The sequence below is a fragment of the Pseudogracilibacillus sp. SE30717A genome (genome assembly GCF_037071985.1).
GTDB lineage: Bacteria > Bacillota > Bacilli > Bacillales > Amphibacillaceae > Pseudogracilibacillus.
In genome coordinates, this window is record NZ_JAXHDF010000002.1 from 1 (window position 1) to 17,813 (window position 17,813).

23 protein-coding genes are annotated in these 17,813 nt (G+C 33.9%); all 23 read left to right on the forward strand.

Annotated elements, in window-relative coordinates; all coding sequences use genetic code 11:
- Positions 1-1,088: 1,088 nt before the first annotated feature.
- The 23 genes from flgB (at position 1,089) to flhB (ending at position 17,811) form a co-directional block, all read left to right on the forward strand.
- Complete coding sequence (flgB, locus tag SPD48_RS02710; RefSeq protein WP_336256524.1) at positions 1,089-1,478, forward strand: flagellar basal body rod protein FlgB; 390 nt, start codon at positions 1,089-1,091, stop codon at positions 1,476-1,478.
- A gap of 2 nt (positions 1,479-1,480) precedes the next feature.
- Positions 1,481-1,936 (forward strand): flagellar basal body rod protein FlgC, encoded by a 456-nt coding sequence (flgC, locus tag SPD48_RS02715; RefSeq protein WP_336256525.1) that lies wholly within the window; start codon positions 1,481-1,483, stop codon positions 1,934-1,936.
- A gap of 24 nt (positions 1,937-1,960) precedes the next feature.
- Positions 1,961-2,266 carry a flagellar hook-basal body complex protein FliE gene (fliE, locus tag SPD48_RS02720; RefSeq protein ID WP_336256526.1) on the forward strand — a complete coding sequence of 102 codons (306 nt, stop codon included), beginning with the start codon at positions 1,961-1,963 and terminating at the stop codon, positions 2,264-2,266.
- 72 nt (positions 2,267-2,338) lie between these two features.
- Positions 2,339-3,934, forward strand: coding sequence for a flagellar basal-body MS-ring/collar protein FliF (gene fliF / locus SPD48_RS02725; RefSeq protein ID WP_336256527.1), 1,596 nt, complete (start codon positions 2,339-2,341; stop codon positions 3,932-3,934).
- A gap of 6 nt (positions 3,935-3,940) precedes the next feature.
- A complete protein-coding gene (gene fliG, locus SPD48_RS02730) occupies positions 3,941-4,960 on the forward strand; it encodes a flagellar motor switch protein FliG (RefSeq protein ID WP_442962098.1) in 1,020 nt (339 codons plus the stop codon).
- Positions 4,953-5,714, forward strand: a complete 762-nt coding sequence (fliH, locus tag SPD48_RS02735; protein WP_336256528.1) for a flagellar assembly protein FliH — start codon at positions 4,953-4,955, stop codon at positions 5,712-5,714. The genes fliG and fliH overlap by 8 nt, the downstream gene beginning before the upstream one ends.
- Positions 5,714-7,036: a flagellar protein export ATPase FliI gene (fliI, locus tag SPD48_RS02740; RefSeq protein WP_336256529.1), complete on the forward strand. Its 1,323-nt coding sequence runs from the start codon at positions 5,714-5,716 to the stop codon at positions 7,034-7,036. Before fliH ends, fliI begins: the two co-directional genes overlap by 1 nt.
- Positions 7,036-7,482, forward strand: a complete 447-nt coding sequence (gene fliJ, locus SPD48_RS02745) for a flagellar export protein FliJ (protein WP_336256530.1) — start codon at positions 7,036-7,038, stop codon at positions 7,480-7,482. The genes fliI and fliJ overlap by 1 nt, the downstream gene beginning before the upstream one ends.
- 8 nt (positions 7,483-7,490) lie before the next feature.
- The gene (locus tag SPD48_RS02750; RefSeq protein ID WP_336256531.1) at positions 7,491-8,069 is read left to right on the forward strand and encodes a MotE family protein; all 579 of its coding nucleotides are present in this window, start codon (positions 7,491-7,493) and stop codon (positions 8,067-8,069) included.
- Positions 8,070-8,098: 29 nt separating this feature from the next.
- On the forward strand, positions 8,099-9,388 hold the full coding sequence (locus SPD48_RS02755) for a flagellar hook-length control protein FliK (protein ID WP_336256532.1): 1,290 nt from the start codon (positions 8,099-8,101) through the stop codon (positions 9,386-9,388).
- Positions 9,381-9,836 (forward strand): flagellar hook assembly protein FlgD, encoded by a 456-nt coding sequence (gene flgD, locus SPD48_RS02760; RefSeq protein ID WP_336256533.1) that lies wholly within the window; start codon positions 9,381-9,383, stop codon positions 9,834-9,836. The genes SPD48_RS02755 and flgD overlap by 8 nt, the downstream gene beginning before the upstream one ends.
- Positions 9,829-10,188: a TIGR02530 family flagellar biosynthesis protein gene (locus SPD48_RS02765; RefSeq protein WP_336256534.1), complete on the forward strand. Its 360-nt coding sequence runs from the start codon at positions 9,829-9,831 to the stop codon at positions 10,186-10,188. Before flgD ends, SPD48_RS02765 begins: the two co-directional genes overlap by 8 nt.
- 73 nt (positions 10,189-10,261) lie before the next feature.
- On the forward strand, positions 10,262-11,086 hold the full coding sequence (gene flgG, locus SPD48_RS02770; protein WP_336256535.1) for a flagellar basal body rod protein FlgG: 825 nt from the start codon (positions 10,262-10,264) through the stop codon (positions 11,084-11,086).
- A 39-nt stretch (positions 11,087-11,125) separates the two neighbouring features.
- Positions 11,126-11,338 carry a flagellar FlbD family protein gene (locus SPD48_RS02775; RefSeq protein ID WP_336256536.1) on the forward strand — a complete coding sequence of 71 codons (213 nt, stop codon included), beginning with the start codon at positions 11,126-11,128 and terminating at the stop codon, positions 11,336-11,338.
- Positions 11,335-11,754, forward strand: coding sequence for a flagellar basal body-associated FliL family protein (locus SPD48_RS02780; RefSeq protein WP_336256537.1), 420 nt, complete (start codon positions 11,335-11,337; stop codon positions 11,752-11,754). Before SPD48_RS02775 ends, SPD48_RS02780 begins: the two co-directional genes overlap by 4 nt.
- A 29-nt stretch (positions 11,755-11,783) precedes the next feature.
- On the forward strand, positions 11,784-12,779 hold the full coding sequence (gene fliM / locus SPD48_RS02785) for a flagellar motor switch protein FliM (protein ID WP_336256538.1): 996 nt from the start codon (positions 11,784-11,786) through the stop codon (positions 12,777-12,779).
- Complete coding sequence (gene fliY / locus SPD48_RS02790; RefSeq protein ID WP_336256539.1) at positions 12,769-13,929, forward strand: flagellar motor switch phosphatase FliY; 1,161 nt, start codon at positions 12,769-12,771, stop codon at positions 13,927-13,929. Before fliM ends, fliY begins: the two co-directional genes overlap by 11 nt.
- A 19-nt stretch (positions 13,930-13,948) precedes the next feature.
- Entirely contained in the window at positions 13,949-14,311 is a 363-nt protein-coding gene (locus SPD48_RS02795; RefSeq protein WP_336256540.1) for a response regulator, read from the forward strand.
- Positions 14,312-14,326: 15 nt separating this feature from the next.
- Positions 14,327-14,986: a flagellar biosynthetic protein FliO gene (locus tag SPD48_RS02800; RefSeq protein WP_336256541.1), complete on the forward strand. Its 660-nt coding sequence runs from the start codon at positions 14,327-14,329 to the stop codon at positions 14,984-14,986.
- 2 nt (positions 14,987-14,988) lie between these two features.
- Positions 14,989-15,654, forward strand: a complete 666-nt coding sequence (gene fliP / locus SPD48_RS02805) for a flagellar type III secretion system pore protein FliP (RefSeq protein WP_336256542.1) — start codon at positions 14,989-14,991, stop codon at positions 15,652-15,654.
- Between the two features lie 23 nt (positions 15,655-15,677).
- Positions 15,678-15,947, forward strand: a complete 270-nt coding sequence (gene fliQ, locus SPD48_RS02810; protein ID WP_336256543.1) for a flagellar biosynthesis protein FliQ — start codon at positions 15,678-15,680, stop codon at positions 15,945-15,947.
- Positions 15,948-15,950: 3 nt separating this feature from the next.
- Positions 15,951-16,727: a flagellar biosynthetic protein FliR gene (gene fliR, locus SPD48_RS02815; protein ID WP_336256544.1), complete on the forward strand. Its 777-nt coding sequence runs from the start codon at positions 15,951-15,953 to the stop codon at positions 16,725-16,727.
- 1 nt (position 16,728) lies between these two features.
- Positions 16,729-17,811: a flagellar biosynthesis protein FlhB gene (gene flhB / locus SPD48_RS02820; RefSeq protein WP_336256545.1), complete on the forward strand. Its 1,083-nt coding sequence runs from the start codon at positions 16,729-16,731 to the stop codon at positions 17,809-17,811.
- Positions 17,812-17,813: the final 2 nt, after the last annotated feature.

Here is a 17,813-nt window from a genome sequence, read left to right on the forward strand (position 1 = left end):
GTTGAAAATAGATTCTTTCCAGCTCTATACTGAATGTGGTGGTCTTCCTTATTACGCTATGGTGATTAAACGTATGTCATACGACATTAAAAGCTTCGAAAGACTACGTAAAAAAATACTATGGAGACAAGGATTAGGTCTGTAATTTAAAAAAAGGAAAAACAAAAAGAGAAAGCGGAAATACAGAAGTAGATGAAAAAGGATGTCTTACAAGTAGGATCATTCACAATAATTAGCAACCCAAATATGTGTAGACTCCAGTGGGAAGAAAGAGATCGGCGAGACCCCACAGGGCTACGCCCGAGGAGGCTCGACACTCGCCCACGGATAGCGAAACATATTTGAGCTGCGGAGTGCACTACATAATTTTCTATAAAGAATTTATCCATTTCAGCAACTTCGTATACACCACCACATTTGACAAAGAGCCTTCTTTCCTGAATTGAGCTCCGAAAAAAATTTTAAAGATGTCTCTATTTTTTCGCAGCAATAATGCATGTTTTATAAAGAAGTCAGTTTGCCTTATGGATTTATAAACAATCTATACGATGCGATATGATTTATATCATTTAAAAAGTAATAGATGAATATTTGAAAACTGGAAGAAAGAGCTTAGAACAGCATTACAAATTAATTACATGTATATAGGATTCTAAGATGATTAAGTGATAATGCTTAAGATATGTATCTTTTAGATTGAAGTTAAAGGATTTATTATCCCGACAATATATAAAAATTTGAAGTTTATAGAGTAAGAATTCCATGAAATTAGGACGTAGGCAATCTAATCTGATAAAAAAGAACTAATAAAAAATGTTTTGAACCAATGGTATTCTTTAAGTGATAAAAAATTACCGGTTTACAATTTCGTAGATTTAGTTGAAATATTAATAGGCATAAAGTATGATTTTAAAAGTAAATATGTAAATTTTTTGAAGTCAAACTAGTTATTTGGAATCAATTTAGTGGATTTGTCCTATAATTCTTTAGAATATAGTAGACTTTAGGCATAATTTCGTCTAAAATAATGGTGAATTCGATAAAAAAAGACAAAAAATTGCAGGGAAAATAAGTTAGGAGAATTAAAAATGAGATTATTTGATCAGACATATAGCTCTATTGAGAAGGCGTTAAGCTATTCAACCGAACGAAATAACGTGATCTCAAACAATATAGCTAACGTAGATACTCCGAACTATAAATCAAAAGATGTAATATTCAAAAATGTTCTTAGCGAAGAAATTGATCATCTTTCTGCAAAAAGAACTCATCCAAAACATTTGCCATTTTCTACGTTATCCAATGGCTATAAAACAGTCATCAATAATAATACAATGTATTCACACAATGGTAACAATGTAGATGTTGATAAAGAAATGGCGAATCTAGCTAAAAACCAAATTTACTATCGAAGCATGGTAGACAGGCTGAATGGAAAGTTTAACACAATGCAAACGGTAATCAGAGGGGGTAGGTAATAGTGTCTATTTTTAATGCGCTAAACATTAGTGCAAGTTCATTAACAGCTGAGCGTCTTCGTATGGATGTCACATCTTCGAATATCGCAAATGCCAATACCACTAGGGCGACTGTAAATGAAAATGGGGAAATTGAACCATATCGACGTAAAATGGTTGTTATGCAGCCAGGGTCAAATGACTTCAAGTCGTTCTTAAATAAAGCAAGATATGGAACTGAGAGCAGTACTAAAGGTGTGAAAGTTACTGGCATTATAGAAGATAGACAACCTTTTAGAGCCGTATTTGATCCCGCACACCCAGATGCTAATGAAGAAGGGTATGTTTATTTTCCAAATGTTGATCCATTAAAAGAAATGGTGGATTTAATGAGTGCTACTAGATCTTATGAAGCAAATATCACTTCAATCAATGCCACGAAAGACATGTTACTAAAAGCATTAGAAATTGGTAGATAATGAATAAGAAGAGGATGTGAAAAATTGAGTGATCAAATTCAAGCAATTAATAATGCATTACCATTAAGCGATAAGATGATACAGAATGTGGAACAAAATAATCAGGGTCAGTACAGTTTTGCTAACACGTTAAAAGTGGCAATTGATCAGGTTAGTAAAGCGGAACATAGTTCAAATAAGAAAACAGAATTATTAGCACAAGGAAAAATAGATAATTTACATGATGTGATGATTACTGCAAAGAAAGCAAATATTATGGTTGAATCAGCAGTACAGATTCAACAAAAGGTTATCGACACTTATAACGAAATGATGAGGATGCAAGTATAATACGATGCCGTATTATTTTATTTTGATTCAAGCAATTATAGTTTTTTATTACATAAAGTACGGTGGGAGTATATGAGGGAAAAACTAGAGCGTTTTACACAGCAAATCAAATTATTATGGAGTAACAGTTCAAAAAAGCAAAAAATAGCTTTTATTTCTATATCAAGTATTTTAGTTGTTTTAATAGCTGTTATCACAGTTATCACATCCTCAACTAATTATGTACCTCTTTATACGAATTTATCTGTTCAAGAGGTCGGACAAATTAAAGAAGAACTTGATGCCAAAAATATTCCTTACGAATTAGAAGGCGGAGGAACAACTATTAAAGTCCCTGAGGAACAAAGTGAGCAACTATTAGTTGAATTAGCTGGACAAGGAATTCCTCATAGTGGAAATATTGATTATTCTTTTTTCAGTGAGAATACATCTTGGGGAATTACGGATAATGAATTTAATATTATGAAGTTAGATGCAATGCAGACGGAATTAGCGAATCTAATTAAAGGTATTGAGGGTATTGAAGATGCACAAGTAATGATTAATTTACCGCAGCAATCTGTCTTTGTCAGTGATTCAGTTGAAGAGGCAAGTGCATCCATTGTTTTACATACACAGTTTGGTTATGAATTTAAAGGAAATCAAATTGAGTCTTTATATCATTTAGTATCTAAAGCAGTGCCAAACTTACCGGCTGAAAACATTGTTATTATGAACCAAAACTTTGAATACTTCGAACAAGCAAATGGAAATGGAGTCGTTGAGGAATATTCAGATAAACAAGGAATTAAGCGAGACATTGAACGAGATATTCAAAAAAGATTACAACAAATGTTAGGTGTAATGGTTGGCATGGATCGCGTGGTAGTCTCTGTTACATCAGATGTTGATTTTACAAATGAAAAAAGAATAGAAGAATTAGTAGAACCAGTAGATATTGACAATATGGAAGGTATTCCAGTTAGTGTTGAAAGCATTACAGAAACTTTTGAAGGCAATCAAGCAGCAGGTGGAGTACCTGGAACTGGTGATGAAGATATAGCTAATTACCCTGGATTAGTTGAAGGGCAAGACGGAGACTATGAACTAGTAAAAGATACAATCAATTATGAATTGAATAGGATTCATAAGGATATTGCAGAAACACCATATAAAATACGTGATCTTGGTATCCAAGTCGTAGTGGACAGCGTTCGGGGAATTGAAAACGATGAACTGCAATATTTAACTCAACAGGAACAAAATACAGTAGAACAAGGAATTACCTCCATTTTAAATTCTATGATTATGACATCGATTGATAAAGAGTATGGGGAGATAAACCCTGAAGAAAAAGTTTCTATTGTGTTTCAAGAATTTAATGGCAAGGATATAAATCAAACGGGTAACGCGATACCGATGATTCCGGCATGGGTTTATGTTGCTGGAGGAATTCTACTCGTAGTCATTATTCTGTTAATCGTGCTTCTAATCAGAAATAGAAGAACGGAAGAAACTGAGGAAGTGGCAGATGAATTAGCAGCTTCACTAGAAGACGTTGAAGTTGAAGATATAGGTAGTCAACCAAGAACTGAGAGCGATGTTCAAAAAGAGCAGCTTGAAAAAATGGCAAAAGAAAAACCGGAAGATTTTGCAAAGTTACTTAGAAGTTGGATTTCTGAAGACTAGGAGGAGATGACAATATCTAGAAAGATGAAACAATTAAGTGGAAGACAAAAAGCTGCCATTCTATTAATCTCCTTAGGTCCCGATGTATCAGCCGAAGTATATAAACACTTATCAGAAGAAGAAATTGAAAGACTAAGCTTAGAGATTTCATCTGTACAAAAAGTGGATAGTGTTCTGAAAGAAGATATACTTGAACAATTTCATCAGATTGCTATTGCACAAGATTATATTTCTCAAGGCGGAGTGGGGTATGCCAAGACTGTGTTAGAAAAGGCGTTTGGTAAACAAGAGGCGATGAATATTATTAACCGTTTGACCTCTTCGTTGCAAGTAAGACCTTTTGATTTTGCTAGAAAAGCAGATCCTCATCAAGTATTAAACTTTATTCAAGGGGAGCATCCTCAAACGATTGCTCTCGTACTTTCTTACTTGGATCCAGAGCAAGCAGGTCAAATTCTTTCGGAATTAGAAGAAGAAGTTCAAGCTGATATAGCTAGTCGGATTGCAACGATGGATTCTACACCACCTGATATTATTACAGAAATTGAACAGGTGTTAGAAAAAAATATCTCTAGCTCACTTACTGATAATTATACCCAGACAGGCGGCATTCAAGCAGTTGTCGAGGTACTTAATGAAGTTGATCGAAGCACCGAAAGAACTATTTTAGATGCGCTTGAAGTACAAGATCCAGAATTAGCCGAAGAAATTAAAAAGCGTATGTTTATTTTTGATGATATAGTCATCCTCGATAATCGAGCAATTCAGCGTGTTATTAGAGAAGTAGAAAATGAGGATTTAAGATTAGCTTTACGGGTAGCAAGTGATGAAGTAAAAGATGTTATCTTTAAAAACATGTCTCAAAGAATGGCAGAAACATTTAAAGAAGAAATGGAGTATATGGGACCAGTACGTTTAAAAGATGTTGAAGAAGCGCAGACGAGAATCGTTGGGACAATTAGAAGATTAGACGAGATTGGTGAAATTGTCATCGCTCGTGGTGGAGGAGACGATATCATTGTCTAAAATAATCAATGAAAAAAACCCATTGAACCATAAAGTGATTTCGTTAAAAAAAGTCGCAGCTTTGCAAAAAGAACAAATCAGTACTACAGATAAAAATGCAGAAGAAAAGTATATATCCCTACAGATGAAAGTGGAGAATACTAAACGACAGCTGGCATCACTGGAGCATCAGAAAGAAAAACTTTTGCATGATCTTAAAGAGGCAATCGATAAAGAGAAAAGAGATTGGCAAATCCAAAAGAACAAGGAACAAGAACTGGCAAAGCAAACAGGATATAAGATTGGGTTTGATGAAGGGCAAGAAAAGGCTGTAAGTACGTATCAATCTCAAATAGAAGAAGCGAATAAAATTGTAGAATCTGCAACAAATGATTATCATCGTACGGTAGCAAAATACGAATTAACGATCATTCAATTAGCTATTTCAGCTGCGGAGAAAATTATTAGAAAAAAGATTGATAAAAAACCAGAAAATTTTACAAGTATGGTTCGGGAGGCAATTGAAGATTTAAAAGACAAATCACAGGTAACGATTTACGTTCACCCTGAAGATTACCAATTTATTCTTAAGCAAAAAGAAGAACTGGAACAATTACTAGAAGATGGAGAATTACTCTCCATTTATATGGATCAGCAGTTAAATTCAGGAGATTGTACGATCAAACATCCATTTGGTCAAATGGATGTCGGCATTGATTCTCAGTTACAGCAGATCCGACTTGCGTTAGAAGAAAAAATATCGGAGAAACTATAATGGATATACAGGCTTTAACAACTGTAATTGAACAAGCTGATACATATAAAAGATATGGAAAAGTAATACGGATCGTTGGATTAATGATTGAATCACTCGGACCAGCAGCTAATATTGGGGAAGTTTGCTTAATCCATTCTGATACTCCATTACAACAACCCATTTTATCAGAAGTAGTCGGCTTTAATAATGAAAAAGTAATTTTAATGCCATACACAGAAGTGAACGAAATTGGTCCGGGTTGTCTCGTGGAATCTACACGTAAACCTTTAACAATCAAAGTAGGACGCAGTCTGATTGGGCACACTGTTGATGCATTAGGTAATAAACTGGATCAAACAAATTTACCAAAAGGCTTAAAAAAAGTTGCGACCGATCAAGCACCCCCTAATCCAATGATACGTCCACCTATTGATGAACCAATCCAAGTAGGCGTAAAGGCTATTGATGCACTTTTAACAGTAGGAAAAGGACAAAGAGTCGGAATATTTGCCGGAAGTGGAGTTGGGAAAAGTACTCTTTTAGGTATGATAGCTCGCAATAGTGAAGCAGATGTGAATGTTATTGCATTAATTGGAGAGCGTGGAAGAGAAGTCAGGGAATTTATTGAGAATGACCTTGGAGAAGAAGGACTTAAAAAGTCAGTTATCGTTGTAGCAACATCGGATCAGCCGGCCCTTATGCGGATGAAAGGGGCGTACACAGCAACAGCGATAAGTGAGTATTTCCGAAATCTTGGTCTCAATGTAAATCTTATGATGGATTCCGTAACTCGTGTTGCTATGGCTCAGCGTGAAATAGGACTGGCTATAGGTGAACCTCCGACCACAAAAGGATACACACCTTCCGTGTTCGCGATTTTACCGAAACTGTTAGAGAGAACGGGCACTAATGAATATGGAACTATCACCGCTTTTTACACAGTCTTAGTTGATGGTGATGATATGAATGAACCAATCGCTGATGCGGTTAGAGGAATTCTGGATGGGCATTTTGTTTTGGATAGAAGTTTAGCAGAGATAGGTCAATTTCCTGCTATCAACGTTCTTAAATCAGTAAGTAGGGTTATGAACCAGATTGTAGATGAAGATCATTTAACAGCGGCAAAAAGTATTAGAAATCTGATGGCAGTTTATGAAGAAAATAGTGAATTGATAAATATTGGTGCATATAAACATGGCACAAATACTAATATTGATGAATCAATTGTCTATTACCCAATCATTCAAGAATTTTTAAGGCAAGGAACTACAGAGACAGAAAAATTTCATGAATCAGTGGATAAAATGCAGAAAATATTACTTTCTGGTGGGGGTTCATAATGGCTCAAACAGCAGTATTACACAAAATATTACATGTTCGAGAACAAGAAAAACAGGATGCACAAATGGAACAGTTAAAGGCAGTTGACTACTTTGAGAAAGCTGCAAAGAAGCTTTACCATGCGCTTAAAACAAAGGAACAAGCTGAACTTGGACTAGAGAAATATATGAAGACTGAGGTAACGATAACAGTTATAAAAGAGCAATCAGTATATATTGATACACTAAATAAAAAAATAGTTGCGTTACAGCAGCAGGTACAACAAGCAAGAAAGGAAATGGAACTAAAACAGCTTAAATTAACAGAAGCACATGTAGAAGTGAAAAAGGTTGAAAAAATGATAGAAAAGAGAGAACAATTGCAATTCGAGACGGAAAAAAAATTAGAAATGATTGAAATGGACGAAATATCAATTAGACAATATACGAACCATGTTCAAAATTAGGTGACAATATGGTAAAGAAAAATAAGGAAAAAAAACAAACTAGTAATCCAATTTTATTGTTCTTTTTTGCTATAGTTATTCCTTTCGTTGTAATAATTGGCATCGCATTGTTTACTTTGCCGTTTTTAGGAGAGGATGTGCAGAATTGGATAAAGGAAAAAAACATACCAGTCGTTTCATCCTTAGTTTCATCAAAAGAGGATAAACAAATGGAGAATAAACTAAATAAAGCCGATGAAACAATTGTAACACAGAGGGAAGAAATTGAAGATTTAAACAAAGAGATTGATAGTTTAGAAGGTATAATTGCTGATTTAGAAATGGATATTAAACGGCTAGAAAATAGAACGGAATCTGAAGCAGAAACAGTTATTTCAGCTGAACAAGAAGAAGAAGAAATAAAACAAACTGCTGCTTCATTTCGTAAAATGGATCCCGAGAAGGCGGCGCCAATCATCCAAAATTTAGATAAAAACATCGCTGTACCTATTTTAGCAAATTTGTCGGGCGATGTACGAGGAGCCATTCTCGCGGAAATGGAACCGAAGCAAGCTGCTGAACTAACAAAAGAAATGATGAATCGTTAGTATAGTGAATTTGGAGAGGGGGTGAAAAAATGAATGTAATGGTAAATGCACCAATTACAGCGAAATCTTCAACCGAATCAACTATAGTCATAGATCCAGTAGAAAAAGATGGACAAAATAGCTTTAGCTCACTATTAGTAGAAGCAAATAATGATTATGTTTCTAGTGAAAATGATCATACTGGTGAAGAAACGGTTGTTGATGATTCTTTAATGGAAGGAAATCTTTTTCAAGAGGATATTAAAGATGAAGATATGTCATATGGGTTAAATGATTCTGATAAGGCAGAAACTAGTCTTGACATTTCAACTGTTCTTACTTTACTACATGACAATCAGATAAATGTATCGGTTAATGATGAAATACTGGAAGAGGAAAACAAGGATGTTGAACTCGATCATAGTCAAAGCAAAGAAATGGAGAATTCAACGCCTCACTTCCAACAGATTAAAGACATAGCTAGTGAAGTTTCAGTATTTCTAAAAGCAGTAGCTGAGTCTTTATCCACTCCAACTAGTAAATTAGTAAACCGCCTTCTAATAATTATTGAAGAATGGAACTCTTCAAAAGGGCATTTAACTGAAGAAGAAGTAGAGAGTGTTTTGAAAAATGAATTAACAGAAAAAGAATCTGCTATTTGGAAACATTTGCTTAACACAATTGAAAAAAGAAATTTCTTTGCACAACAAAACATATATACATCTGATTCAAGTATTAATAAATCAATGGTTAGTCAATGGTTGCAAAATGCGATAGAAAGATATTCAGATGACGTTGAGGAGCAGCCTGAACCTATTATACCAACTCGATATTCACAAGCGGTTCCGCTAACAGAAGTTCAACAATATACGATCCATGTTCAGCAATTAGATAGGGTAGAACGAGTTAGCGATGATTTACTTAGTAAGTTTCAAACTATTGTTCGAGAAAGTCAATTTATGAAATCGTCTAATGGAAGAAATCAGTTAACCATTACACTCCAGCCCGAAAATCTTGGAAATATGACAGTACGATTTGTACAAGTGGACGGAGAAATGGCTGTTAAGATTATTGTTTCAAGCCAAGTAGCTCGAGAAATGTTAGAATCTAATATTCATCAATTGAAACATATGTTTTCTCCTCACCAAGTAGTTATTGAACGAAATGAATTAATTAGTGAAGATGAATTTTTTTATAAGGAATCCGATGAAGAAAAAAATGAAAATGAACATGAGGAAACCGACGAACATCTTGATGATTTGAACAGTCAGGATGATTCGGATGAAGATTTTCAAACATGGTTTCAACGATTTGCAGAGGAGGAATTAGTAAGTGAATAAAATTGATCCGTCTTTATATTTATCAAACCAATCAATAGATCGGACCCCTAATCCAAATTTGGGTAAAGATGAGTTTATTAAAATTTTGATGACTCAATTACAAAACCAGGATCCATTAAATCCAATGGATGATAAAGAGTTTATTGCACAAATGGCTACTTTTTCACAACTTGAGCAAATGATGTATATGGCCAGGTCAATAGATATGTTAGTCGAAAATCAACTTGTTTCTCCAGTAATTCAGTATAGTCATATGATTGGAAAAGAAGTTACTTATCAAATGGAAGATGAAGAAACAGGTGAAAAAAAGATTGTTACAAGTACTGTCATTGCAGTTAGTCAAAAAGATGGATGGGCAATCTTAGAATTAGAAAATGGGGAAGAAGTTTATGCAGACGGTGTAATGAAGGTAAATGATCCAAAAAAAGAGGAAACACCAGATGAATAATTATGTTCATCCGCTTCATCATCATTTTCCTAAAGAAGCGATCATAAAGAAAGCTCCTAAAGCTAACACTTCGTTTAAACAAGTGTTATCGTCTGTGTCCGAAGTGAAATTAAGTAATCATGCGAAAAGTAGATTACATGAAAGAAATATTTATATAAGCAATGAAAAATGGAATCAAATTAGTGAAAAAATGAATGAAGCAAAAGGTAAAGGAGTAACAGATGCGCTCGTTGTTCTAGAAGATGTCGCTCTTGTTGTAAACACAAAAAACAATATTGTTGTTACTGCAGTGGATAGTAAAACGGCTACTGATAAAATATTTACCAATATAAACGGAACTATTTTAATATAAGCTGGACCCATATAGGGAAGCTTAAACAACTACTGACTGATTGATGTAGTTGCTAATATAAGGGGGAAAAATAATGTTACGTTCAATGTATTCAGGAATTTCAGGAATGCGAGGATTTCAAACAAAGTTAGATGTGATTGGAAATAATATTGCTAACGTAAATACATTAGGATTTAAGAAGGGCCGTGTAACATTTCAGGATATGATGTCTCAGACAACTAGAGGGGCACAAGGAGCAACTGCCAACCGTGGAGGAGTTAATCCAATGCAAGTCGGTCTTGGTTCACAAGTCGGTTCGATTGACAATGTCCATACACAAGGTTTCCGTCAATCAACAGGCATAGGGTTGGATTTTGCTATTGAAGGTAATGGAATGTTTCTAGTCCAACAAGGTGATACAAGTTATTATACTCGTGCAGGTAACTTCTATTTTGATAATGATGGAAACATTGTTAATACTGATGGATATTATTTACAAGGATTACAACCAACTGAAGACGGTACCGAAATAGGTGAAACGGAAGGAAGGTTAAACATTCCACCAACTGCTCAAAGTTATAGTATCGCCCCAGATGGTACGATTAATTACATTGATGAAGACGGAGAACCTAAAGTTGCAGGTCAAATTTTACTTGCAAATTTTTCAAACCCGGCTGGGCTTGAAAAAGTAGGAAGTAATCTATACTTGATGACAGGAAATGCTGGATTCACTGGCTTAGCTGTTCCGGATCAAGACGGCGTGGGTAAAATTATTGAAAAAGCATTAGAAATGTCCAACGTAGATCTTGCTGAAGAATTCACTGAAATGATCGTTTCTCAGCGTGGTTTCCAAGCAAATACGAGAATTATCACGACATCTGATGAAATTTTACAAGAACTAGTAAACTTAAAACGATAATAAGGAGGTAGGGGATGTTCATTAACATCCCCGCCAATAATGATTGAACTGAAAAGATTAAATGGGGAAACATTTTTGTTAAATGCTTTTATGATTGAGCAAATTCAGTCATTGCCTGATACGACGATTACGTTAACTAATGGAAAAAAAATCGTCGTTAAATCTGAAGCTTCTGAAGTGTTACATAAAATAACCGAGTATTACCAAACAATTGGATTATTTGGAACGAATAAAGAGTGGGTGAAAGAATGAACAGCTTAGTGAAAACAATGATAATATCTTTTACTGTACTAATGGTTGCTGTAATTGCAGGACTTATCGTTTTTATTAATATTGGTGGAGAGAGTACAAAAGGAGAAAGTCGTTCAATTGATGATATAAATGCCTATTCCTATGAGACACCTGAGGTTACTACAGATTTGGAAGATGGCAAATTTGTTCGCATTCAGTTTCAAATCATCACGGACGGAAAACAAGGATTAAAAGAATTAGAAAAAAGAGAATTTCAAACAAAAAATATTTTAATAAAAGAATTATCATTAATGGAGGAAGAATCGTTTAAATCTAATTTAACTGAATTAGAATCTACCATACAAACAAAATTAAACGAAGTGATGACAGATGGAACAATCACTGATGTATATACCGTTAGTAAAATTTTACAGTAGTACGATTACTCCTATAGGAGGTGATTTTTTTGCCAGAAGAGATACTATCACAGAATGAAATAGACGCTTTATTATCCGCAATTACATCTGGCGAAATGGATGCAGAAGAACTTAAAAAGGAAGAAAATGAACAAAAAGTTCGTGTTTATGATTTTAAACGAGCGTTACGATTTTCTAAAGATCAGATTCGGAGCATTTCTCGGGTTCATGAGAATTATGCACGACTTCTGACAACATTCTTTTCTGCACAATTACGTACATATGTTAATATCTCTGTTGCCTCTGTAGATCAGATACCTTATGAAGAGTTCATTCGGTCTATTCCGAATATCACGATATTAAACGTTTATAGCTTTGAACCGTTAGAGGGAAGAGTATTAATGGAAGTTAATCCAAATATCGCATATAGTATGATGGATCGTGTTTTAGGAGGAAAGGGTAAGAGTAATAAGCAGGTTGATAGTTTAACAGAAATTGAGACAATTATTATGTCACAATTATTTGAGAAATCGATTGTAAACTTAGAAGAAGCTTGGAGTACGATTGTGGATATTAATCCTGTTTTAGAAGATTTTGAAGTGAATCCACAGTTTTTACAAATGGTATCTCCTAACGAGACAGTAGTTGTTGTATCATTAACGACCCAAATAGGTGATGTTAGTGGAATGATTAATATTTGTATTCCACATATTGTATTAGAGCCGATTATACCAAAATTATCCGTCCATTATTGGATGGAAACGACGAAAGATAGAGATCCAGAAACGTACAATCAAATCACTCGTCATATTAAGCAAGTGAAGGTTGATGCAAAAACTTTATTAGGGAATACATCTATTACTGTCGACCAACTTTTAAATTTAAAACCTAATGATGTTATTAAATTAAACCAATCGATTGATGAGCCACTTCAGCTTGTAGTTAATGATAAGCCTAAAATGCTTGTTCAAGCTGGAAAAGTAAATAAAAAAATTGCTGTTCAAGTTTTAGAAGAAATTAAGGAGGGGAGTTATTATGATGGATGACGGTATGTTATCACAAGATGAAATTGATGCACTATTAAATATAACAGATGATATCGAGGAAGAGGAAGCCGATCAGACTCACTCAGACGCTTATTTAACTCCACTTGAAAAAGATACACTTGGAGAAATTGGGAATATATCATTAGGTAGTTCTGCTACTACGTTATCGACATTATTAAATCAGAAAGTTGAAATCACAACACCTTCTGTTTCAATTGTTAAGAAAACTGGGATAACAGAGGTTTTTCCTTACGAGCATATTAGCTTACAAGTAGATTATAGTGATGGATTTGACGGTGAAAATATTTTTCTGATTAAAGCACAAGATGCGGCGATTATTTCCGATATTATGCTCGGTGGAGACGGATTAACTCCAAAAGAAGAACTCACAGAAATTGAACTAAGTGCAGTTCAAGAAGCAATGAATCAAATGATGGGTGCTTCTGCAACCAGTATGTCAACAGTATTTAATAAGCGTGTTGATATATCACCACCACTAGTAGAATATGAAGATATTGATAAATTAGAAGAAGTACATGGGAAAATTGATGGGGATGTATTTGTTCGAGTTTCTTTTCAATTAAAAATAGGAGAGTTAATTGATTCTAATATTATGCAGCTAATCCCATTAGATTTTGCAAAAGTTTTAGTGAATCAATTATTGGAACCTGAAGAGGTAGAAGAAGTAGCAGCTACAATTGCTCCAGAGCAAATACAAGAACAAAAACAGGTTAAACCTGAAGTTCAAGCTAATGCAAATCCGGAAAGACAGCCTGCTCAAACTGATCATGCTACATCTCAACATATTGGTAGTCAAGTAAGTCATGACTCTACAATTCAGTCAGCATCATTTTCGGAATTTGAAACAGTTGACTTATCACAGCATAATCAAAGAAATTTGGATATGTTACTTGATATTCCATTAAAAGTAACCGTAGAACTTGGGAGAACAAAGCAAACAGTAGAAGATATTCTTGATTTATCTCCTGGGTCTGTCTTAGAACTAGATAAATTAGCAGGTGAACCTGTCGATGTATTAGTAAATAACAAACTAATCGCAAAAGGTGAAGTTGTAGTAATCGACGAAAATTTTGGTGTAAGAGTTACTGATATCGTAAGCCAAAGAGATCGTTTAATGAAACTTAACTAATTATATGAGGTGATATTAGATGGCACAAAGTGTGTTAATTGTTGATGATGCAGCTTTTATGAGAATGATGATTAAAGATATTTTAGTTAAAAACGGATATAACGTTGTTGGGGAAGCCGAAAATGGTGATGTAGCAGTAGAGAAATATCAAGAACTAAATCCAGACTTAGTAACAATGGATATTACGATGCCTGAAAAAGATGGAATTACTGCATTAAAAGAAATTAAAGCAATTAATCCTGATGCAACCATAATTATGTGTTCAGCGATGGGACAACAAGCTATGGTAATCGATGCGATTCAAGCAGGAGCAAAAGATTTTATTGTTAAACCATTCCAAGCAGATCGGGTGATCGAAGCAGTATCCAAAGCGTTAGCTTAGAAGTGAGTGAGCAGAATGGGAAGAAAATTATGCATCATTTTTTCTTGTTTATTTTGTCTTTATTTATTTAATACAAATTTAATGCAAATTTATGCAGAAACAAATGTAAAGGAATGTTTAGAAACTGGTAAAGACTGCTTAGAAGAGTTTGATCAGCAACAGCTAGATAATATACAGGAAAATGAAGACGATGCTGTGGTTGAAAGTACAAATTCTCCTTCGATAGTTTTTAATTTTGTAAAAATGATTTTTGCCTTACTTCTTGTTTTAGCATTAATTTATTTTATTTTAACTATTATAAAAAAGCGGAATAAACTTCATATGAATAATAATGTGTTAGATAATCTAGGCGGAATATCTGTTGGACAAAATAAATCAATTCAACTAGTTCGCATCGGAGACAAAGTTTATATTATTGGTGTTGGAGATAATGTAGAAATGTTGCAAGAATTAACAGATGAAGAAATAAAAGATACTTTATTTCAACAGCAAGAAAAAGAAAATGAGACGGTATCTTTCCTGCAGAATGTATTTAAAAAAAATAATTCTTCATCAACTGAAGATATGGCAGCAAAAGAAAATGCAAACTTTACCGCTTCCCTTCAACATGAATTGAATAAGTTAAAAGAAAATCGAACAACGATGATTGATAAGTATAGAGAGAAGGATGATTGAACATGGATGATTTAATAAATATTTTTTCAAGTTCTGATCCTTCTGCCATCTCTACTTCTGTAAAATTAATTTTATTATTAACGGTACTCTCAATTGCACCAGGCATTTTAATATTAATGACAAGTTTTACTAGGATTATTATTGTATTATCGTTTGTAAGAACATCGCTTGCAACTCAACAAATGCCGCCTAATCAAGTGCTTATAGGACTTGCTTTGTTTTTAACATTCTTTATAATGGCTCCTACCTTTAATGAAATTTACTCAGAAGCACTTCAGCCATTATTTGAGGAAGAAATGACGTTAGACGAAGCTTATGAAAGTGCAAGTTTACCGATAAAAGAATTTATGTCTCAACATACACGACAAAAAGATTTAGCTTTATTTTTGAATTATACAAATCAAGATGCACCGCAATCAGTGCAAGATATCCCATTAACAGCATTGGTGCCAGCCTTTGCTATTAGTGAATTGAAAACCGCATTTCAAATGGGATTTATGATTTTTATTCCATTTTTAATTATTGATATGGCAGTCGCTAGTGTTCTCATGTCTATGGGGATGATGATGCTACCGCCGGTAATGATCTCATTACCATTTAAAATATTATTGTTTATTTTAGTCGATGGATGGTATTTAATTACCCATTCCTTGTTGCAAGGTTTTTAAAAAGATAAAGAAGGTGTTTTCGCTTGAGTAATGAACTTGTATTAACACTTGCAGAAAGAGGTATTTATACAATCTTATTAGTTGCTGGTCCCATATTATTACTTGCTCTTGCTGTAGGATTACTTGTCAGCATATTTCAAGCGACAACACAAATACAGGAACAAACATTAGCGTTTATTCCAAAAATCATTGCTGTTCTCGTTGGAATTGTGTTTTTTGGGCCTTGGATGCTTTCAAAACTCGTTGAATTTACTACTGATTTATATCAGAATATTAATCTATTTGTAGGGTAAGTCATGTTAAATATAATTGAATTATCATATATTCCAACATTTTTGTTAGTGTTTGCTAGAGTATTGTCATTTTTTATTACATTACCATTATTTTCGTATCGTACAATACCAACGATGTTCAAGATTGGATTCAGCTTTTTCTTAAGTCTCGTTATTGTAACGACGATGGATAATTTATTTCTCGAGATTGATCACCTTTTTTTCTTTCTCTTGATCAAAGAGGTAATTGTCGGGTTGTTAATAGGATTAATAGCTTATATTATTATTGCGGCAGTTCAAATTGCTGGTGGATTTATTGATTTTCAAATGGGTTTTGCTGTGGCAAATGTGATTGATCCACAGACAGGTGCTCAAAGTCCGTTAATTGGACAGTATTTTTATATTTTTGCCCTTCTTTTTTTATTATCGGTTAATGGGCATTATTTATTAATAGATGGAATTATAAATAGTTATCATTTTATTCCGCTCGATCGGTTTTTAACATTTAACGACGTCTTCAGTGAATTTATTATTCGTACATTCAACAAGATGTTTTTAATTGCGTTTCAAATGTCCATTCCATTAGTTGGTTGCTTATTTCTAGTCGATGTAGCGTTAGGAATTATTGCAAGGACTGTGCCGCAGCTGAATGTTTTTGTAGTAGGGCTGCCATTAAAAATTGCTGTAAGCTTTTCGGTCCTACTTTTTTTTATGTCAATCTATGTTATGCTCACTAAACTTTTATTTGAAACTATGTTTGAAACAATGCGTGATTTAATGCTCATTCTCGGAGGTGGCTAATATGCATTTGAATTTAGATCTCCAGTTTTTTGCAGGTGAAAAAACTGAAAAGGCTACTCCGAAAAAACGAGAAGATGAAAGAAAAAAAGGTCGCGTTGCTAAAAGTCAGGATATAAACACTGCATTACTTTTACTATTTTCTTTTATAACACTAACTGTTTTAGGTTCCTTTATGAAGGAACACATGATTTCTCTTTATACATCTTCTTTTAGTGAATATATTCATTGGGATATCACCGAACAATCGATAATGAAGTTGTTAAAAGAAGTCATAATACAATTTGCAATGATTGTTGCACCGATAATGATCATCGCATTTATCATATCAATTGCAGCAAATTTACTGCAGGTAGGTTTTTTATTTACAACAGAACCTTTAAAATTTGACTTAAAAAAAATAGACCCGATAAAAGGTGCAAAAAGAATTTTTTCGATTAGAGCACTAGTTGAATTATTAAAATCATTTTTAAAAATTGCTTTAATAGGTAGTATTACTTTCGCAGTAATTTGGATATTTAAAGATGAAATGATGATGCTTGCTTTAAAAAATCCAATTAATGCAGTAGCTTTTTTTGGACGAGTGACGATTACAATGGGGATTGCGGCTACAATTGCTCTTTTATTTTTAGCTGTACTTGACTATATGTATCAGAAGTATGATTTTGAAAAGAATATTCGGATGTCGAAACAAGATATAAAGGATGAACATAAAAATATCGAGGGAGATCCGCTTATTAAGTCAAAGTTAAGAGAAAAACAAAGACAGATTGCAATGCAGAGAATGATGGAGGAAGTCCCAAAAGCTGATGTAGTTATTACTAACCCTACCCATTATGCGATAGCGATTAAATATGATGAAACAGTAGCTGCAGCACCGATAGTTGTAGCAAAAGGAACAGACAAAACTGCCCTGAAAATTAAAGAAATCGCAAAAGAAAATGATGTAATGACGGTAGAAAACAAACCATTAGCCCAATCACTGTACAGTTTGGTTGATATTAATGAGGTAATTCCAGAGCAATTCTATCAAGCAGTTGCAGAAATTTTAGCATTTGTATATAAACTTGAAAAAAAGGTTAATTAGTT

Coding starts and splice junctions, on each gene's coding strand:
- fliF (WP_336256527.1), top strand. CDS start 2,339: ATGAGGGAAAAACTAGAGCGTTTTACACAGCAAATCAAATTATTATGG.
- fliY (WP_336256539.1), top strand. CDS start 12,769: ATGATGGATGACGGTATGTTATCACAAGATGAAATTGATGCACTATTA.
- SPD48_RS02780 (WP_336256537.1), top strand. CDS start 11,335: ATGAACAGCTTAGTGAAAACAATGATAATATCTTTTACTGTACTAATG.
- fliI (WP_336256529.1), top strand. CDS start 5,714: ATGGATATACAGGCTTTAACAACTGTAATTGAACAAGCTGATACATAT.
- SPD48_RS02795 (WP_336256540.1), top strand. CDS start 13,949: ATGGCACAAAGTGTGTTAATTGTTGATGATGCAGCTTTTATGAGAATG.
- flgB (WP_336256524.1), top strand. CDS start 1,089: ATGAGATTATTTGATCAGACATATAGCTCTATTGAGAAGGCGTTAAGC.
- SPD48_RS02800 (WP_336256541.1), top strand. CDS start 14,327: ATGGGAAGAAAATTATGCATCATTTTTTCTTGTTTATTTTGTCTTTAT.
- SPD48_RS02765 (WP_336256534.1), top strand. CDS start 9,829: ATGAATAATTATGTTCATCCGCTTCATCATCATTTTCCTAAAGAAGCG.
- flgG (WP_336256535.1), top strand. CDS start 10,262: ATGTTACGTTCAATGTATTCAGGAATTTCAGGAATGCGAGGATTTCAA.
- fliR (WP_336256544.1), top strand. CDS start 15,951: ATGTTAAATATAATTGAATTATCATATATTCCAACATTTTTGTTAGTG.
- fliP (WP_336256542.1), top strand. CDS start 14,989: ATGGATGATTTAATAAATATTTTTTCAAGTTCTGATCCTTCTGCCATC.
- SPD48_RS02750 (WP_336256531.1), top strand. CDS start 7,491: ATGGTAAAGAAAAATAAGGAAAAAAAACAAACTAGTAATCCAATTTTA.
- fliG (WP_442962098.1), top strand. CDS start 3,941: ATGACAATATCTAGAAAGATGAAACAATTAAGTGGAAGACAAAAAGCT.
- flhB (WP_336256545.1), top strand. CDS start 16,729: ATGCATTTGAATTTAGATCTCCAGTTTTTTGCAGGTGAAAAAACTGAA.
- SPD48_RS02755 (WP_336256532.1), top strand. CDS start 8,099: ATGAATGTAATGGTAAATGCACCAATTACAGCGAAATCTTCAACCGAA.
- SPD48_RS02775 (WP_336256536.1), top strand. CDS start 11,126: ATGATTGAACTGAAAAGATTAAATGGGGAAACATTTTTGTTAAATGCT.
- fliJ (WP_336256530.1), top strand. CDS start 7,036: ATGGCTCAAACAGCAGTATTACACAAAATATTACATGTTCGAGAACAA.